The organism is Proteus alimentorum, assembly GCF_002607735.1.
Taxonomy (GTDB): domain Bacteria; phylum Pseudomonadota; class Gammaproteobacteria; order Enterobacterales; family Enterobacteriaceae; genus Proteus; species Proteus alimentorum.
In genome coordinates this window covers 427,041-442,536 of record NZ_NBVR01000031.1, presented here as the reverse complement: position 1 = coordinate 442,536, position 15,496 = coordinate 427,041, and the positions used below count along the sequence as shown (strand labels likewise).

Annotated in this window: 15 protein-coding genes; 9 read left to right on the top strand and 6 right to left on the bottom strand. The window is 36.0% G+C overall.

The genetic code is table 11. The annotated features are described in order from the left end of the window. Positions 1-112 precede the first annotated feature (112 nt). From phoH to B6258_RS12540, 6 genes are all read left to right on the top strand, one after another. A complete protein-coding gene (gene phoH / locus B6258_RS12565; RefSeq protein ID WP_099075536.1) occupies positions 113-898 on the top strand; it encodes a phosphate starvation-inducible protein PhoH in 786 nt (261 codons plus the stop codon). 471 nt (positions 899-1,369) lie between these two features. Continuing rightward, positions 1,370-1,960 (top strand): fimbrial protein, encoded by a 591-nt coding sequence (locus tag B6258_RS12560; RefSeq protein WP_099075535.1) that lies wholly within the window; start codon positions 1,370-1,372, stop codon positions 1,958-1,960. Between the two features lie 45 nt (positions 1,961-2,005). Next, positions 2,006-2,698 (top strand): fimbrial biogenesis chaperone, encoded by a 693-nt coding sequence (locus B6258_RS12555; protein ID WP_099075534.1) that lies wholly within the window; start codon positions 2,006-2,008, stop codon positions 2,696-2,698. A 13-nt stretch (positions 2,699-2,711) separates the two neighbouring features. After that, the gene (locus B6258_RS12550; protein ID WP_338064497.1) at positions 2,712-5,225 is read left to right on the top strand and encodes a fimbria/pilus outer membrane usher protein; all 2,514 of its coding nucleotides are present in this window, start codon (positions 2,712-2,714) and stop codon (positions 5,223-5,225) included. An 11-nt stretch (positions 5,226-5,236) separates the two neighbouring features. Continuing rightward, positions 5,237-6,316 carry a fimbrial protein gene (locus tag B6258_RS12545; protein WP_099075532.1) on the top strand — a complete coding sequence of 360 codons (1,080 nt, stop codon included), beginning with the start codon at positions 5,237-5,239 and terminating at the stop codon, positions 6,314-6,316. A gap of 24 nt (positions 6,317-6,340) precedes the next feature. After that, entirely contained in the window at positions 6,341-7,033 is a 693-nt protein-coding gene (locus B6258_RS12540; protein WP_240531580.1) for a fimbrial biogenesis chaperone, read from the top strand. An 88-nt stretch (positions 7,034-7,121) separates the two neighbouring features. Here B6258_RS12540 and B6258_RS12535 read toward each other — a convergent pair whose 3' ends face one another. The 5 genes from B6258_RS12535 to B6258_RS12515 form a co-directional block, all read right to left on the bottom strand. Then, entirely contained in the window at positions 7,122-7,967 is an 846-nt protein-coding gene (locus B6258_RS12535; protein ID WP_099075531.1) for a siderophore-interacting protein, read from the bottom strand. Positions 7,968-8,359: 392 nt separating this feature from the next. Next, positions 8,360-8,743, bottom strand: coding sequence for a DUF805 domain-containing protein (locus tag B6258_RS12530; RefSeq protein ID WP_099075530.1), 384 nt, complete (start codon positions 8,741-8,743; stop codon positions 8,360-8,362). 664 nt (positions 8,744-9,407) lie between these two features. Then, positions 9,408-9,569, bottom strand: coding sequence for a DUF2474 domain-containing protein (locus B6258_RS12525; protein ID WP_098942608.1), 162 nt, complete (start codon positions 9,567-9,569; stop codon positions 9,408-9,410). Further along, positions 9,550-10,557: a cytochrome d ubiquinol oxidase subunit II gene (cydB, locus tag B6258_RS12520; protein WP_099075529.1), complete on the bottom strand. Its 1,008-nt coding sequence runs from the start codon at positions 10,555-10,557 to the stop codon at positions 9,550-9,552. The genes B6258_RS12525 and cydB overlap by 20 nt, the downstream gene beginning before the upstream one ends. Continuing rightward, complete coding sequence (locus B6258_RS12515) at positions 10,547-11,881, bottom strand: cytochrome ubiquinol oxidase subunit I (RefSeq protein ID WP_099075528.1); 1,335 nt, start codon at positions 11,879-11,881, stop codon at positions 10,547-10,549. Before B6258_RS12515 ends, cydB begins: the two co-directional genes overlap by 11 nt. A gap of 137 nt (positions 11,882-12,018) precedes the next feature. On the opposite strand from B6258_RS12515, the gene B6258_RS12510 reads away from it, so the two are divergent. After that, positions 12,019-13,434, top strand: a complete 1,416-nt coding sequence (locus B6258_RS12510) for an aminotransferase-like domain-containing protein (protein WP_099075527.1) — start codon at positions 12,019-12,021, stop codon at positions 13,432-13,434. A 114-nt stretch (positions 13,435-13,548) separates the two neighbouring features. Next, entirely contained in the window at positions 13,549-14,118 is a 570-nt protein-coding gene (locus B6258_RS12505; RefSeq protein ID WP_099075526.1) for a HutD/Ves family protein, read from the top strand. Positions 14,119-14,174: 56 nt separating this feature from the next. Here B6258_RS12505 and B6258_RS12500 read toward each other — a convergent pair whose 3' ends face one another. Beyond that, a complete protein-coding gene (locus tag B6258_RS12500) occupies positions 14,175-14,786 on the bottom strand; it encodes a LysE family translocator (protein WP_099075525.1) in 612 nt (203 codons plus the stop codon). A gap of 161 nt (positions 14,787-14,947) precedes the next feature. Between B6258_RS12500 and B6258_RS12495 the strand changes: the two genes are divergently transcribed. Beyond that, positions 14,948-15,412 carry an Lrp/AsnC family transcriptional regulator gene (locus B6258_RS12495; protein WP_023582027.1) on the top strand — a complete coding sequence of 155 codons (465 nt, stop codon included), beginning with the start codon at positions 14,948-14,950 and terminating at the stop codon, positions 15,410-15,412. Positions 15,413-15,496: the final 84 nt, after the last annotated feature.

Sequence of the window (15,496 nt, the reverse complement as noted above, 5' to 3'; positions counted from 1 at the left end):
TTTTTTGTTTTCTGCGACTAAACAGAGTCTGAAGGGGACTCATCGGTAAGTGAATGGAATACAAACAGAGATGTCGATGACTTTTTGAAGACTAACAAGGGTAAATACCACTATGAGTAGACAAAAAGCAGCAACACGTTTACGCCGAGAAAATAAACGCACTTCACGTAAAGAACAACGTAATGGGGCACATCGAGATAATGTTATGGTTTTACCGGGTTTTGAAGATATCAATACTATTGGTATGGCAAGAGAAAAACGTGATGAACGCATATTATCTCCTCGCAACGAAGTACAACGCCAATATATGAATGCAATTAAACATCAAGATCTTATCTTTGCCACAGGGGAAGCTGGCTGCGGTAAAACCTTTCTCAGTACTGCAATGGCTGCCGATGCCTTAATTAATAAAGAAATAGAACGTATCATAGTTACTCGACCTGTGTTGCAAGCTGATGAAGATCTCGGCTTCTTACCCGGTGATATTGCTGAAAAGTTTGCACCTTATTTTCGTCCTGTTTACGACGTATTAGTTAAACGTTTAGGGGCTTCATTCCTACAATATTGTTTACGACCTGAAATCGGTAAAGTCGAAATTGCGCCTTTCGCTTATATGCGAGGTCGTACTTTCGAAAATGCATTTGTTATTTTAGACGAAGCGCAGAATGTTACTGTAAATCAAATGAAATTATTTCTCACCAGAATGGGGGAAAATGTCACCGTTGTGGTTAATGGAGATATTACACAGTGTGATTTACCTGCTAGTGTACCATCTGGATTAGCGGATGGGCTGATTCGATTTGAGGCTAATAATCGAGTGGGTGTAATTAAATTTATGCAAGAAGATTGTGTACGTTCTACATTATGTCAGCATGTATTAGCAGCTTATAACGATTAAATAGAATCCAAGATTTGCTGTATAAAATAAATAGGCCACATATTAATGTGGCCTTTATCTTTATTAATTTTTATTTTTAGAGTTAAGTTTTTTTGGTGGGGTTTTTATTTTTTATTGATTTTTGAATATTTAATTTAAATAAATAATTCCAAAATAAATCAATTTGTTTATAGATATTCTTTTTTTGATTGGTTATTAATAGATTAATTGTTATTGTTCCTTTATTTATGGTTTTTTAATTGGATGGTAATGTTAAATATTAATACATTTATATATTAACTAAATATAATCCTAGATTTAATTTGATTTAAGTCACAAATTTAAAAAAGCGAATAAATTCATTTGTTGATTTTTTGAATTATGACTAATATCAAATTGACTAGAGTCTCCTTTCATCACCTTTAGTTAATGATGGCAATAATAGAAGCTTATTTTTGCTAATTAAATATTTGTCTATTCTTGGGGTTGTATATGCTTAAAAATAAACTCCCACTGTCATTATTATCAGTGGCTATATTGTCGACGTCGGCATTTGCTGCAACCAACAGCGCTGGTGGAATAATCTCTTTCTCCGGTGCTATTAGTGATACCACCTGTACAATTAATGGAGGAAACAGTGCGGACTTTTCTATTTTATTAGATCCTATTACCGTAACAGATGCTGGAACAACGGCGAATGCCGTTATTACCAAAAACCAAAAAGAGTTTGCTCTGACATTCTCTGATTGTGCTCCTGCATCGACACCAAGTGGAAGTAATTTAAAATTACATTTTTCATCGGCTAATACCATTTCGACAAGTGGATTATATTTAGTCAATGATACAACTAATGAAAATGATCCAACTGTTGCGAAAAACGTTGGTTTTAGTTTATCAACAACAGCAGCACCAACGGTTGCTATACCGCTAAATACAACATTTGATACGGGTATTAAAGGGGATAAAACTGCACCAGACTCAGATACTCTACGCTTAATTGCCAGTTACTATAAAACAAATGCGACAGCCGCTAAAACAGGGCCAGTACACTCTAACGTTATTTATACAGTATCTTATTTATAATATAAAAAGCCAGACCAATAGGTCTGGCTTTTTTGGGCGGTTATAATGAAAAAATTAATATTCTTTTTATTTATCTCGATGTTACCTTCGACTGTATTAGCAAATATTATTATTAATGGTACCCGCGTTATTTATTATGAAGGAACTGATAATGTTAATCTTCAATTAACCAACAACGGTGATTTAGCTTCACTCGTACAAAGTTGGATTGATGACGGAGATGTGGACTCAACACCCGAAAATGCAAACTCACCTTTTTATTTATATCCTCCAATTGTCAAAATAGCAGGAAGACAAGGACAAACTTTAAGAATAAAAAATTCTGATGAAAAACAGATAAGTAATATTGAAAAAGTCTATTATCTAAATGTATTAGATATTCCAGAAAATGCGGAAGCATTAAAAGGGAAAAGCTATCTTCAATTAGCAATGAAAACACGAATTAAAGTTTTCTATCGACCCAAAGGACTTACTGATAACCCCGAGTTTATTAATGAAAAAATCACTTATCAATTAAATGGCAATAAAGTTATAGTGAAAAATAACTCACAATATCATTTCACAATAGCATCTATTTCTACACAAGAGAAACCCCGTATTACGCTTGTCGATTCTGAAATGATCCCACCGTTATCTTCTCGTGAGTTACCTTTAATTAATAAGTTAAAAAGCAATTCCGCTGTTATTATTTATGTTGATGATTTTGGTGTTTATAAATCACAGAATATTAAACTCTAATAGAGATAACATCGTGAATAATTCAAAATATCTCTCAGTCCTTATTTTTTTAGGAATGCAAAATTACACTCAAAATCTGTATGCAGAGGGATTTGATACATCTTTATTAGTAGGAAAATCAAAGAATGGCGATATTTCACGATTTTATATTGATGATAAAATACCAGAAGGGAAGCAACTTGTTGATGTGTATGTTAACCAGGCATGGAAAGGTCAATTTGAAATCAATGTCCTAGGAAATAATGCAGGGATTAGTTTTGATTCGGATGATGTGAATAAGTTAGGTTTAAACTTGTCTTTATCAGCAAAACAGAAAATAGCACAGCAAAAAACAATTTTGTCTAATGAACTGGCGGCGGGGGTTGCTTCAACGTTAGATATTAATAGATTAAGACTCGATATCACAGCACCTCAGATTTCTGTTAAACAATCAGAAGTAGGATATGTTGACCCCAGCTATTGGGAAAAGGGTATTTCAGCCCTAATTTTGTCTTACAACTTAAATTACTATAACTATAAAGAAAAAAAAGGAAATAAGAGTAATAACGAGAGCTTTTTTGCCAATATTAACTCAGGTATTAATTTAGGCGCATGGCAGTTTAGAGACGAGTCTAACTATACTTATTATTCTCACGGTAAAAGCCAATGGAAAAACAATACTCGTTATATTTATAAAGCATTAAGTCAGATAACTGCAGGATTAACAATAGGTGATTTTTATACGCCAGCCGCACTTTTTACCAGTATTTCATTTAGGGGCGCTTCATTGGCGACTGAAATGGGAATGCTACCTAATTCAAGTCAAGGATTTGCACCTATTATTCGTGGCGTTGCACAAACAAACGCATTAGTTAGTGTTTATCAAAATGAAAACTTAGTTTTTCAAGAAAATGTGCCCCCCGGTGAGTTTTCTTTTCGTGATATTCAGCCAACGGCTGGTGGTGGCGATCTGTTAGTGGTGGTTCAAGAAGCGGATGGCAGAAAGGAGTCATTTACTGTGCCATTTTCAGCTGTTCCCGATATGCTAAAAGAAGGGGTATATCACTATAACGTGATGGTGGGGGAGTCTCGCATTAATAATACCGATTATCGACCTAAATTTGCGCAAGGTGAATTTCATTATGGTTTAAATAACCTTGTTACGCTTTATACAGGGGGAATTGCCAGTGAAGATTATTATTCGGCATTGATTGGTAGTGGTTGGAATTTCAAATTTGGGGCGATTTCTGCCGATATAACTCATGCAAGTGCAGATCTACAAACAGGCAAAAAAACAGGGCAAAGTTTTCGTCTCGCCTATAGCAAATATATGGATGCGACACTAACTAATTTAACACTAGCGGCTTATCGTTACTCTACCCGTGATTATTATAGCTTCGTGGACTCAATTTACTCTCATGATAATTATCAAGCTTGGAAAGATTATCAAAATGATCTTACTCAACAGCAGGGAAATAATAATACCGCTTCTGATTTAGATCTTACAACATTTGATGCACTACGCGGGTCTAGAGCAAAAAATACATTTACTATAAACCTTAATCAATATTTAGGCGGCCAGCGAGGCGTTATTTTCCTTTCGGGAACGCATCGAAATTATTGGAATACGGATGAGAGTAATCGAGAGTATCAACTAGGTTATTCTAATAACTATAAAGATATTGCTTATAATCTTTCGGTATCAAAATTAAGAAATTACGATAATAAAGAAGAAACTCGTTATTATTTAAATGTCAGTGTGCCCATTTCATTTTTGGATAAAAGAGCCAACATCAATACTTCGGTTTATGCCACTGATTCACGCTATCAGCAATCTACATTGAGTATGAGTGGAACTGCAGGTAAAGATGATTTGGTAAATTATACCTTAACAGGTTCGAATCAAACGGGGGGGAATAATTTAGTCGGTGTTAATGTAAGCTATCGCCATCCTTATAGCACTTTATCAGCCTCTTATACTGAGGCTAATAATTATCGCCAAGGAGGATTGGGAACGAGAGGAACTATTGTTGCTATTCCTAATCATATTGCATTTTCTGGCGATACTGGGAAAACCTATACCCTTATTGAAGCGCCAATGGCAAATAATATGATGGTAAATGGGAATAAAGCGACATTAACCAATAATCAAGGTGTTGTTTTAGTCGCGAATACAATCCCTTATCGTACTAATACTTACGTGTTAACAAATACAGAATACCCATCGAATGCCGAAGTGTTAGGAAATATTACGCATGTTACGCCTTATTTAGGTGCTGTAAATCATCTTACATTAGACACTGATCAGCGTAAAACTTTTATTATTAGAGCGTCTTTAGAAAATAATGAAAGTTTACCTTTTGGTACTGAAGTTTTAAATAATAAGAAACAGAGTATCGGTTATGTTGGGCAATCGAGTGTACTTTATTTAAAAAGTGATGCATTACCTTCTTCTATCTCGATTAAATTAAATGAAGCAGAAAAAACAGCGTGTGTGATTAATCATTTAGTTAATACGATGGATAAAAATAGTAATATCTGTCGATAAAGGGAATCGTTATGAAATCATCTACCTTTATATTTTTAATGTTATTAGGAACAATAAGTCAGCAGGCTATTGCTAATTGTAAGCCAGATAATACGATTACTGCACCCAACGTTAATTTTGATTTATCAGCGGATTTAAATAGTATTTCAACCACCACCACGAAATCGAGTAGAACAACATTTCCGGGTACATATAAATGCACAGCAAGGGGATTATTTCCTAACACTGTAGGTATTGCTTCACCTTTTAATGACGGAAGAACGGGAACAATTGGTTTTAATGGTGGTAAGCAGTTTGTCTCTATTACGTTAACGGCATTAGAAAAAGATAACGTCACGGATATTCCCACGGGAACACACCCAGCATCAGATTTAGATACTGATTTCACCTTAAAATTTACCTTATTGAGTAGTAAGCCCTCAAGTAATTACACAGAAGTTAGTGGCAGTACAATAATTGTTTCACCGGTTATTTTAGCCTCTGATGCATCAACTCTGGGGCTTGTTAAATGGTTATTAAATATTGTCACTAAGTTAATTCACTTTTTATTAACGTGGCAGTGGCCAGTTGATCAAAACGATATTTTCTTACAGCCGATGCAAATTACATATAACCCTGTGATGACAACATGTAATTTTTCTAATGCAGGTCTAATTGTTTCATTACCGCTAATTAGTGTGAAAGATGTAAAAACGGTAGATAAAGCAGGATATACTCCTTTTACATTAAACTTTACTTGCCAAGATTTTTTGAGTGGTTCAAAAGCATCACGTAATATTAAAATGTTTTTATCAAGCCAGAATTTATTAGCAACGGATAAAACTATATTAACCAACACAACAGCACAAGGTGCAGGTGGTGTCGGATTCCGTGTAGTAAAAAGTGATAACACCACAAGTCCGCTTATTTTATCTGACAATATTAATACACAAGGTAGTGCGACTAGTATTTTCAGTGTTAATCAAGGTGACGCTATATCCTCAGCGTTTTCGATAAATATGGGTGCCTATTATTATCCTTATAATATTAATAATTCAGTGACGCAAGGAAAAATAACAAGTGCAGCAACGCTTGTGATGTCTTACGATTGATAAACCATAAAAATGGAAGCAAAAATGAAAGGTACTTTAATTCTACTATTCATGTTGATGACTCATTTTACTTATGCAAGTGTGGTACTTGAGCGCACTCGTTTAATATTCTCTGCTGATAAATCGATAATATCGTTGCAAGTTTTTAATCGGAGTGAACAGCCAACATTAATCCAAAGTTGGATAGATGAAGGAGATATTGCTTCCACACCAGAAACAACAACGGCACCTTTTTTTGTTATTCCTCCTATGGTGAAAATGACCGCAAATGGAGGGTTACAATTAAAAATACAACAATTAGAAAATAGGTTACCTAAAGATAGAGAATCCGTTTTTTATTTAAATGTATTAGATATTGCACCTAAACCAGAAAATAAAGAAAACCTCAGTACATTACAATTAGCATTGCAAACACGAATCAAACTTTTTTATCGTCCAGTGAAACTTAAGTTAACTACTGAGGATGTTTTTAAACAAATAGGGATAACTCATAATGGCGAATATTTAGAAATAAATAATCCTACAGCTTATTATTTTACAATTTCTAAGATTTATTTTGATGATAAAGAAGAGTTGTTAACAAATGCCATTATGGTTGCTCCTTTTGCAAAACAGTACATTCAATATCAAAAGCAAGCTGACATAAACCAAGGAATTACTGTTATCTATGTTGATGATAATGGAAATTATCAGCAAGATAAGAAGAATATACATTAATTATATTTGTATAATAAAAAAGGCTGCATATTATTGAGGGAATTAATATGCAGCCTGTACAGCCAACGCTTAGTCTTTAATTTATCGCTTAGCTTACGTCTTCGTTATCCATAACATGGTGACGTTCAGCATGATAGCCTTCTTCGTCATAACCAAAACGCCAATAAGGAATGGCATAAATCAAGCTGCGGTCGTAACCGTTATCACGGCGAATATGACGTCTTAATGCACGAATGATTTTGTCTTCACCTGCAATCCAAAATGCCACATCTTCAGCGGGTAATTCCCACGACACAAATTCATTAATTAAGTTTTCAGTTTGTTCTTCAACCGAACCAATTAACCAGATTATCTCTAAGCCACTAGGACGTTTAATTTCTTGGCGATGTGTTTCGTCTTCTATTCGTATAACGACTTTCCCTTGAACATTAGGCTGCATGGTTTCAATTAAAGCCATTAAAGCAGGTAATGAACTGGGATCAGCAGCCATATAGTAATGTGACGCTGGTGCTAGTAAAGGATCGGGTCCACCCGGATTAGTGATCCCAATATAGTCGCCTTGCTTAGCATTTAACGCAAAATGAATAGCAGGACCTACATCGTCATGAACGGCAAATTCAATATCTAACTCTTTTTGCTCTGGGCGAATAGCACGAACACTATAAGTACGTACAATCGATCTCGGTTCTCCTTCAGGCCATTTAGGGCCTTTTTCAGAAAAGCCAGGCACTGTTGGTTTAACTTGGCCTTCTAAAGGTAAGAATATTTTTAAATGTGCCCCAGCAGTATCTGCAGGGTAAGTATCTAAATCATCACTGGTAAAGGTGATACAACGCATCCCCGGTGTAACATCAGTAATACGCTTTACTTGAACTAGGCGAGGAGGAGCTGGTTTATAAATATTTTTTTCTTGAGGTGTTTTTTGGTTACTCACGTTTTTTTACCTGACTCATTTCATTGTTTTATCGGTGTAGATATTATCATTTTCAATTAATAATGATAGTCATTATCAACATTAGCATTGATTTAGTAAAGGAATGTGTATTTTTTACTTATATAGTGTGATTAGGTTCAAACTAACCATAAAGAAAAAATTTAGGAGCAGTACAATAAGCTTGATGTAATAATTCTTTGACATTAATTAGAAAAGCCAGAGGTAAATAAAAACACTAAAGTACAATGCAGGAGGCGATGAGTGGGGGTTATTTTCTTTAAAGAAAGGCCTATTTTCAGAGAGTTGTAACAAATGCGGGAAAATTAATTAATACAGTGAGTAAACTTAATGTAGGTACACTCACTGTATTGTCATATTAATTTAGCAATAGATTAAGCTTTAGGATCTGGGCCGAATCTGTTGTCACCTTTAGTACCTTCAAGGCACATAAAGACAAAAACGATTAATCCACCAACAGCAGGAATAAATGCAAGTAAGAACATCCAACCTGATTTATCTTGATCGTGGAAACGACGAATAGTCACTGCAATACTAGGTATGATAATAGCTAAAGAATAAATACCTATAATAATACCTGCAATTGAACCTAGTGAACTCATTTCACCTGTATTCATATCTACTGATGAAATTAAAATAGCGTAGAGAACAGTAATAATAATGGTATTTACTAGAGTAAACATCCAATATTCTTTTCTACGAGCACGACCTGAAAAGTTAGCGTAATTATTTTTAATGACTTCCAAATACCAATTCATGACTTCATCCTTAATTTAGTAACAACAATACCTAAGCCTAGTGTAAGTGATCTTTCTTAGCAATTAAGATAAATCTAAATTATCAAAATATGTATTTTGAAGAGGCATCACCTCATTATCCACTCTTTTAATAGGGAGTAGATTTAATTCTTGAATTAATCATCTGGGCATATCTAAATGACACATTTGGTGTGTCTTTATAGAATAATACAGATATGAATCCTCTAGGCGACGATATCATAATTACTTTGGAAGCCTAATTCAACATTCATTCCATCTTATTTCTAGAGAAGATGGATTTTTATAGGATTGTTTATATCTTTATTTATCGAAACAAATACATAAAAAAGATTTTATCTCTTATTGTTAATCAAAAATGATGTATCTAAAGTGATTTAATTAAGGAGTTTAGTTTAAATTTAGTTAATTATGAAAGAGTAAAATATTTGCTTTGAGTTTTCTTTTATAACAAAGCAAATTATATAAATTAGCTGTTCAAGGAGCATCTAATAAGAAAAGATTAAGTTTTAAGGACATTAAACGGTAACCTAGTCTCTTAAATAAAGATAAAAGGACTGAAATAACTTCAGCCCTTTCTTTACTTTTATACGCTAGTTGACCATATTCGGCACTGGTTAATTATATTGCTGTATGTATTTTGCCTTTACTTGACTTTCATTCCGGCTAACGTCATTAAAAAACGAAAGAGGGAAGAAACAGCAAATAAGGCTAAAACACTACAAAACCAAATAGTAATCAACCATCCCCATTTTTTTAATAATGAGGGTTTAGTTTGTATTTGTGGATCAGTGATAACCTTCTTCATAATTTGTTTTTCCTCTGAAAACGTAATAACTCCAGAATGTGTAAACGAGAATAATTGGAATAATAAACAGTGCGCCAACTAGCATAAATCCTTGGCTTTCTGGTGGTGCAGAGGCTTCTACAAAACTAATTGCAGGTGGAATAATGTTAGGCCAAATACTTATCCCTAATCCGGCAAAACCTAAGAAAATTAAAGCCAGTGCACCAAAGAAAGGAAGATAATGCCCTTGTTTTTTCACTGAGCGTAAAATTAACCAAGTGCTGTACAACACGAAAAGAGGAACAGGTAAAAAGAAGAGCAGGTTTGGTAATGTGAACCAACGTTCAGCAATGGCAGGCTGTGCTAATGGTGTCCATACACTGACAGCCGCAATGACCGCAAGCATAATGAGTGTAAGAGGTTTAGCGACCTTATATAGACTTTGTTGTAAATGACCTTCGGTTTTCATAATCAACCAGCCACAGCCTAATAATGAATAGGCGATAACTAATCCAAACCCACAAAAAAGTGCAAAAGGGGATAACCAGTCAAAATAGCTACCCGCAAAGGCACGATTAACAACGGGCAAACCTTGAACAACGCTACCAACGACAACACCTTGCATAAAGGTGGCTAAGACAGAGCCAAAGATAAATGATTTATTCCAAAAGCCTTTGTGATTGGCATCGGCTTTAAAACGGAACTCAAAAGCGACACCACGGAAAATTAATGCGACAAGCATTAACGTTAAAGGCATTGCTAAAGCATCAAGAATAACTGCGTAAGCCAATGGGAAGGCACCAAATAATGCAGCCCCTCCAAGCACTAACCATGTTTCGTTACCATCCCATACAGGGGCAACGGTATTCATCATTAAGTCACGATCTTGGTCACTTTTAATAAATGGATAAAGCATACCGATACCAAGATCGAAGCCATCCATCACAATATACATTAGCGTACTAAATACGATAATGACGAACCAAATAACTGGTAAATCAATTCCCATGATGAACCTCCGATGTACCTTTGCGGATCAGTTTTAACATATAGGCATATCCAACACCGAATACAGAGCTATAAACAACTAAGAAGATCAGCAAGCTTATACTCATATGCATTTCGGCATGTGCAGATACGGCATCTCGTGTGCGCTGTATGCCATAAACAACCCAAGGTTGACGTCCTACTTCTGTTGTAAACCAACCGGCAAGAATAGCGATAAGTCCTGAAGGTGCCATTAAGAAAGTTAAGCGTAAGAAAGCGTTAGATTCATAAAGTTTCTTTTTATATCGCAGCCAAGTTCCCCATACACCCACTAAAATCATTAACATACCAAGGCCAACCATAATGCGGAAAGACCAGAAAACGATAAGTGAGTTCGGTCGGTCTTCTTTAGGAAATTCTTTTAATGCCGGAACTTGTTTTTCTAAGCTGTGAGTTAAGATCATGCTGCCAAGATAAGGAATTTCTATCTTATATTTCGTTTCTTCAGCATCCATATCAGGTACACCAAAGAGAATTAACGGTGTTGCTTCTCCTCGTTTATTTTCCCAGTGACCTTCAATAGCCGCAATTTTAGCGGGTTGATGTTTTAAGGTATTTAAACCATGGACATCACCTATAAGAGCTTGAATGGGGGCTAAAATTAAAATCATCCATAAAGACATTGAAAGCATCTTTTTCATGGCTGATGTTTTATGGCCTTTGAGTAGATGCCATGAAGCAGATGCAGCAATAAAGAAGGCTGAAGCAAGGAACGCTGCAACACCCATATGAGCAAGGCGATAAGGGAACGATGGATTGAAAATAACGGCGATCCAATCTACTGGAACGACTTGGTTATTTATAATTTCAAACCCTTGTGGTGTTTGCATCCAGCTATTTGAAGCCAAGATCCAAAACGTAGACATTAATGTCCCCAATGCCACCATACAGGTTGCGAAAAAGTGAAGTTTTTCACCTACTTTATTCCAGCCAAATAGCATCACACCTAAGAAACCCGCTTCTAAGAAAAATGCAGTCAGTACTTCATAAGTGAGTAGAGGACCTGTAATTGAGCCCGCAAAATCAGAGAAAAAGCTCCAGTTGGTTCCAAATTGATAGGCCATCACCAAACCAGAGACAACGCCCATAGCAAAGTTAACAGCGAATATTTTTGACCAAAAATGGAATAACGCTAAATAATCCTTATTGCGAGTTTTTAACCATAAACCTTCCAATACGGCTAAAAAGCTAGCCAGTCCGATAGTAATTGCGGGGAAGATAATATGAAAAGAAACTGTGAACGCAAACTGGATACGCGCCAAATCGAAGGCACTTAACCCAAGCATAAAAAACCTCGTTTTATTGATATAAAAATGTAAATAGCAGGTAAATCGTGTGGATTAGTAGACCATATGACAGTAAGCTATAATAGTGACAATAAGTTTAAAAATGACTATAACAGTTTTGAGGTGAACAGTTTTATATGACTCGATATGAACAGCTTGCAGCCCAAATACGCCAACAAATTGAAGATAATATCTGGCAATCTGGCGACCGTTTACCTTCATTGCGGGATACGGTGAAACAATCAGGTTTAAGTTTAATGACTGTTTTACAATCGTATCAGTTATTAGAAAGCCAAGGATGGATAGCAGCGCGACCACAATCAGGTTACTACGTTGCACATCGCAATAACCGTTTCGGTCAAGTGACAGCCAGCAAAGGGCTACACATGAGTGAAAATGTTGAAATAAGCACCTCTATTTTCAATGTACTTCAAGCGTGTAAAGATCCTGATATTATTCCTTTTGGTTCCGCTTTCCCTGATCCTAGTTTGTTTATTCAACCTAAATTAAGTAGCGCATTGGCTTCTGCTGCAAGACATTTAGCGCCGCAAAGTTCAGTGATCAACCTACCACCGGGAAATGAAAAGTTACGCCGTAACATTGCGCAACGCTATGCATTACAAGGAATTCATGTCTCTCCAGATGAAATTGTGATTACTGCTGGTGCCATGGAATCACTCAGTTTTAGTTTGCAAGCGGTTACCGAACCGGGTGATTGGGTTGTGATTGAATCACCTGCATTTTATGGTGCATTACAAGCAATAGAGCGTTTACGCTTAAAAGCGATTGCCATTAGAACCGATCCCGTGACAGGAATTTGTTTAGATGAACTCGAAAAAGTGGTTGAACAATACGATATTAAAGCCTGTTGGTTGATGAGTCATTGTCAAAACCCATTAGGTGGAACAATGCCTGATGAAAATAAAATAAGGCTGGTGGATATATTAGCGAAGAAACAAATAACGCTAATCGAAGATGATGTCTATGGCGAACTCTATAACAGCCAGAAAGCGCCTATGCCAGTAAAAGGTTTTGATAAAACAAATAGCGTTTTACATTGCGCTTCTTTTTCTAAATGTCTTGCGCCAGGATTTCGTGTGGGTTGGGTTGCCGCTGGGAAGCACGCAACAAAAATACAACAGTTGCAGATGATGAGCACAGTGTCTGCGAGTATGCCAACACAACAAGCAATTGCCGATTATTTGTCACAAGGTGGATATGATACGCATCTTCGCCGATTAAGATTATTGCTAGAACAAAGGCGTTATCGTATGTTGCAGGCGATACAAACGCATTTACCAGAAGATGTAAAAGTGAATATTCCATCAGGAGGCTATTTTCTCTGGTTAGAGTTTGAATCAACATTTGATGCGAATAAACTCTATCACTTTGCATTAGAAAGAGGGGTCAGTATTGCGCCGGGTTCAATGTTTTCCACCAGCTCTCAGTTTAATCATGCATTTCGTTTAAATTCTTCTTTTCAATGGAATAGTCGTACTGAAAAAGGAATGGAAATTATTGGTGAGGGATGCAGAAAATTACGACGTAAATAGCTGATGTCAGCGCACAGTTTTAAAAGTTAGCTATTGATTTATTAACGGTAATCTCCAATGATTAATCCTTAACCTCATTATCAGACTGATAGCCAGATATTGTGGGAGGATACAATGAAGCTACGTTGTTTTGATCAACAAAAGTTACCGTTTATATCATGGAATAATCAAAAAGGCACAACGCAAGAAATTGTGTGCTGGCCGGTTAATAATGATTTTTCATGGCGAGCGTGTTTAACCTCTATCGAAGATAATAGCTCATTAGGACAGTTTCCTGACATTGAACGGCAAATCGTGCTATTAGAAGGTAATGGCATCAATTTAAATAGCCCCGGTTTTTTTAGTCATTCCGTTATCGACTCTTATCAGCCTTTTGATTTTTCAGGTGATATCCATGTTAAATCTGAACTTATTAACGGTGGTGTAAAGTGCCTAAATATTATGGTGCGTCGAACATGCTGGAAAGCTGAAACGAGCTTAGTAACACAACCGCTTATTTTACCTAGTACTCATGCAGGATTAATTTACGTCACTCAAGGTGAATGGACTTTAATGGGCGCGACTTGCCAGAGTTTATCAAAAGGACAGGGAGCTTGGTGGTTACCTGATATTCGAGAAGGTGAAATAAGACCGTTAACCGTAAATTGCCAATTACTATGGGCAGATATTCGACCACTTAAATAGGGGCATTTTTGTGGTCAAATACTGACTGGAATAATAAATAGCGCTTAGGATTAAGGCTAATTTAAAGCCAGATTAACTGCTGCAAAAGTGAGTAATCCCCCGGCAATGCCATCGTTATAGCGGCGACGTTTTTCACTTAAGCCACCTTTTAAGCCAATATAAGCAAAAAAGGTGCCGAGCAGACCATAAATAATTAAGCAAGTCGTGATAAATATCCCAGATAACAGCAATGATTGTGTTGCGATATCATTATGATTATCAATAAAGTTTGGTAAAATAGCGAGATAAACTAATAGTCCTTTAGGATTTAGAAAACTGGTTAAAAAACCTTTACGAAATAGGTGTGAGGTTTTTGAGGCATCGAGGGCTAATTGGCCTTTTTTGCAGGCAGATATCAACATTTTGACTGCAAGATAACTGATATAGAACACACCAACCCATTTGAGTAAATGAAATAAAATGGGGGATGCTGATACTAAGGCGGCAAGTCCTAGCGCACTCAGTAATGCATGGGTTAAATAGCCGGATATAACACCCGAGTTGGCAATCCATGCAGATTTCATACCGCCTGATAGCCCTTGGGATGAGATAAAAAGAATATCGGGCCCAGGTGTACAGATAAGCGGTAAAACAGTCAGCGCGAATAATAATAAAGTGTTAAATTCCATCTTTTCACCTGATTGAGATAGTTTAAGAGAAATATCGTTTTTGCTGTGAAATTTAGCAGAAAGATTATATGATGTTTTCGAAAAAATCGGGTTGCTTTGTTGCTAACAAAAAGAATTAATTGGCAATAAAATTCCACAAATAGAATTAAGGTTAATCTTTGATGTCAATAAAATTAGATAAGATAGATAAACATATTTTGCAGGTGCTTCAGCGTGATGGCAAAATCCAGAACATTGAGCTGGCAAAAGAGGTTGGACTCTCACCTTCTCCTTGTCTTCGTCGTGTGCGTTTACTCGAAGAATCTGGTGTGATCACTCGTTATGTTGCTGTATTAGATGGCAGTAAGGTTGATGCAGGGTTATCTTTATTTGCAAGAATTTGGTTTAGAGCACAAGATGCAGAAACGATTGAAGAATTTGTAAAAGCTATCAAGGTATTACCGGAAGTGGTTGAGTGTCATTTAATGGCGGGTGAATGTGATGCGCTTATTCGAATTGTGACGAAAGATTTAGCAACGTATCGTCGCTTTCATGCCGATTACTTAACACAAATTCCAAGCATCCAAAGTATAAAAACAGAAGTACCAATGGAAACGGTAAAAGTGAGTTTTGCTTTACCACTTTAATATGATAACAACAACTATCTTATTTGAGATGATTTAATACACATTGCATGGCAAAGTTAGATTAAAAATGTAATAAAAAATAAA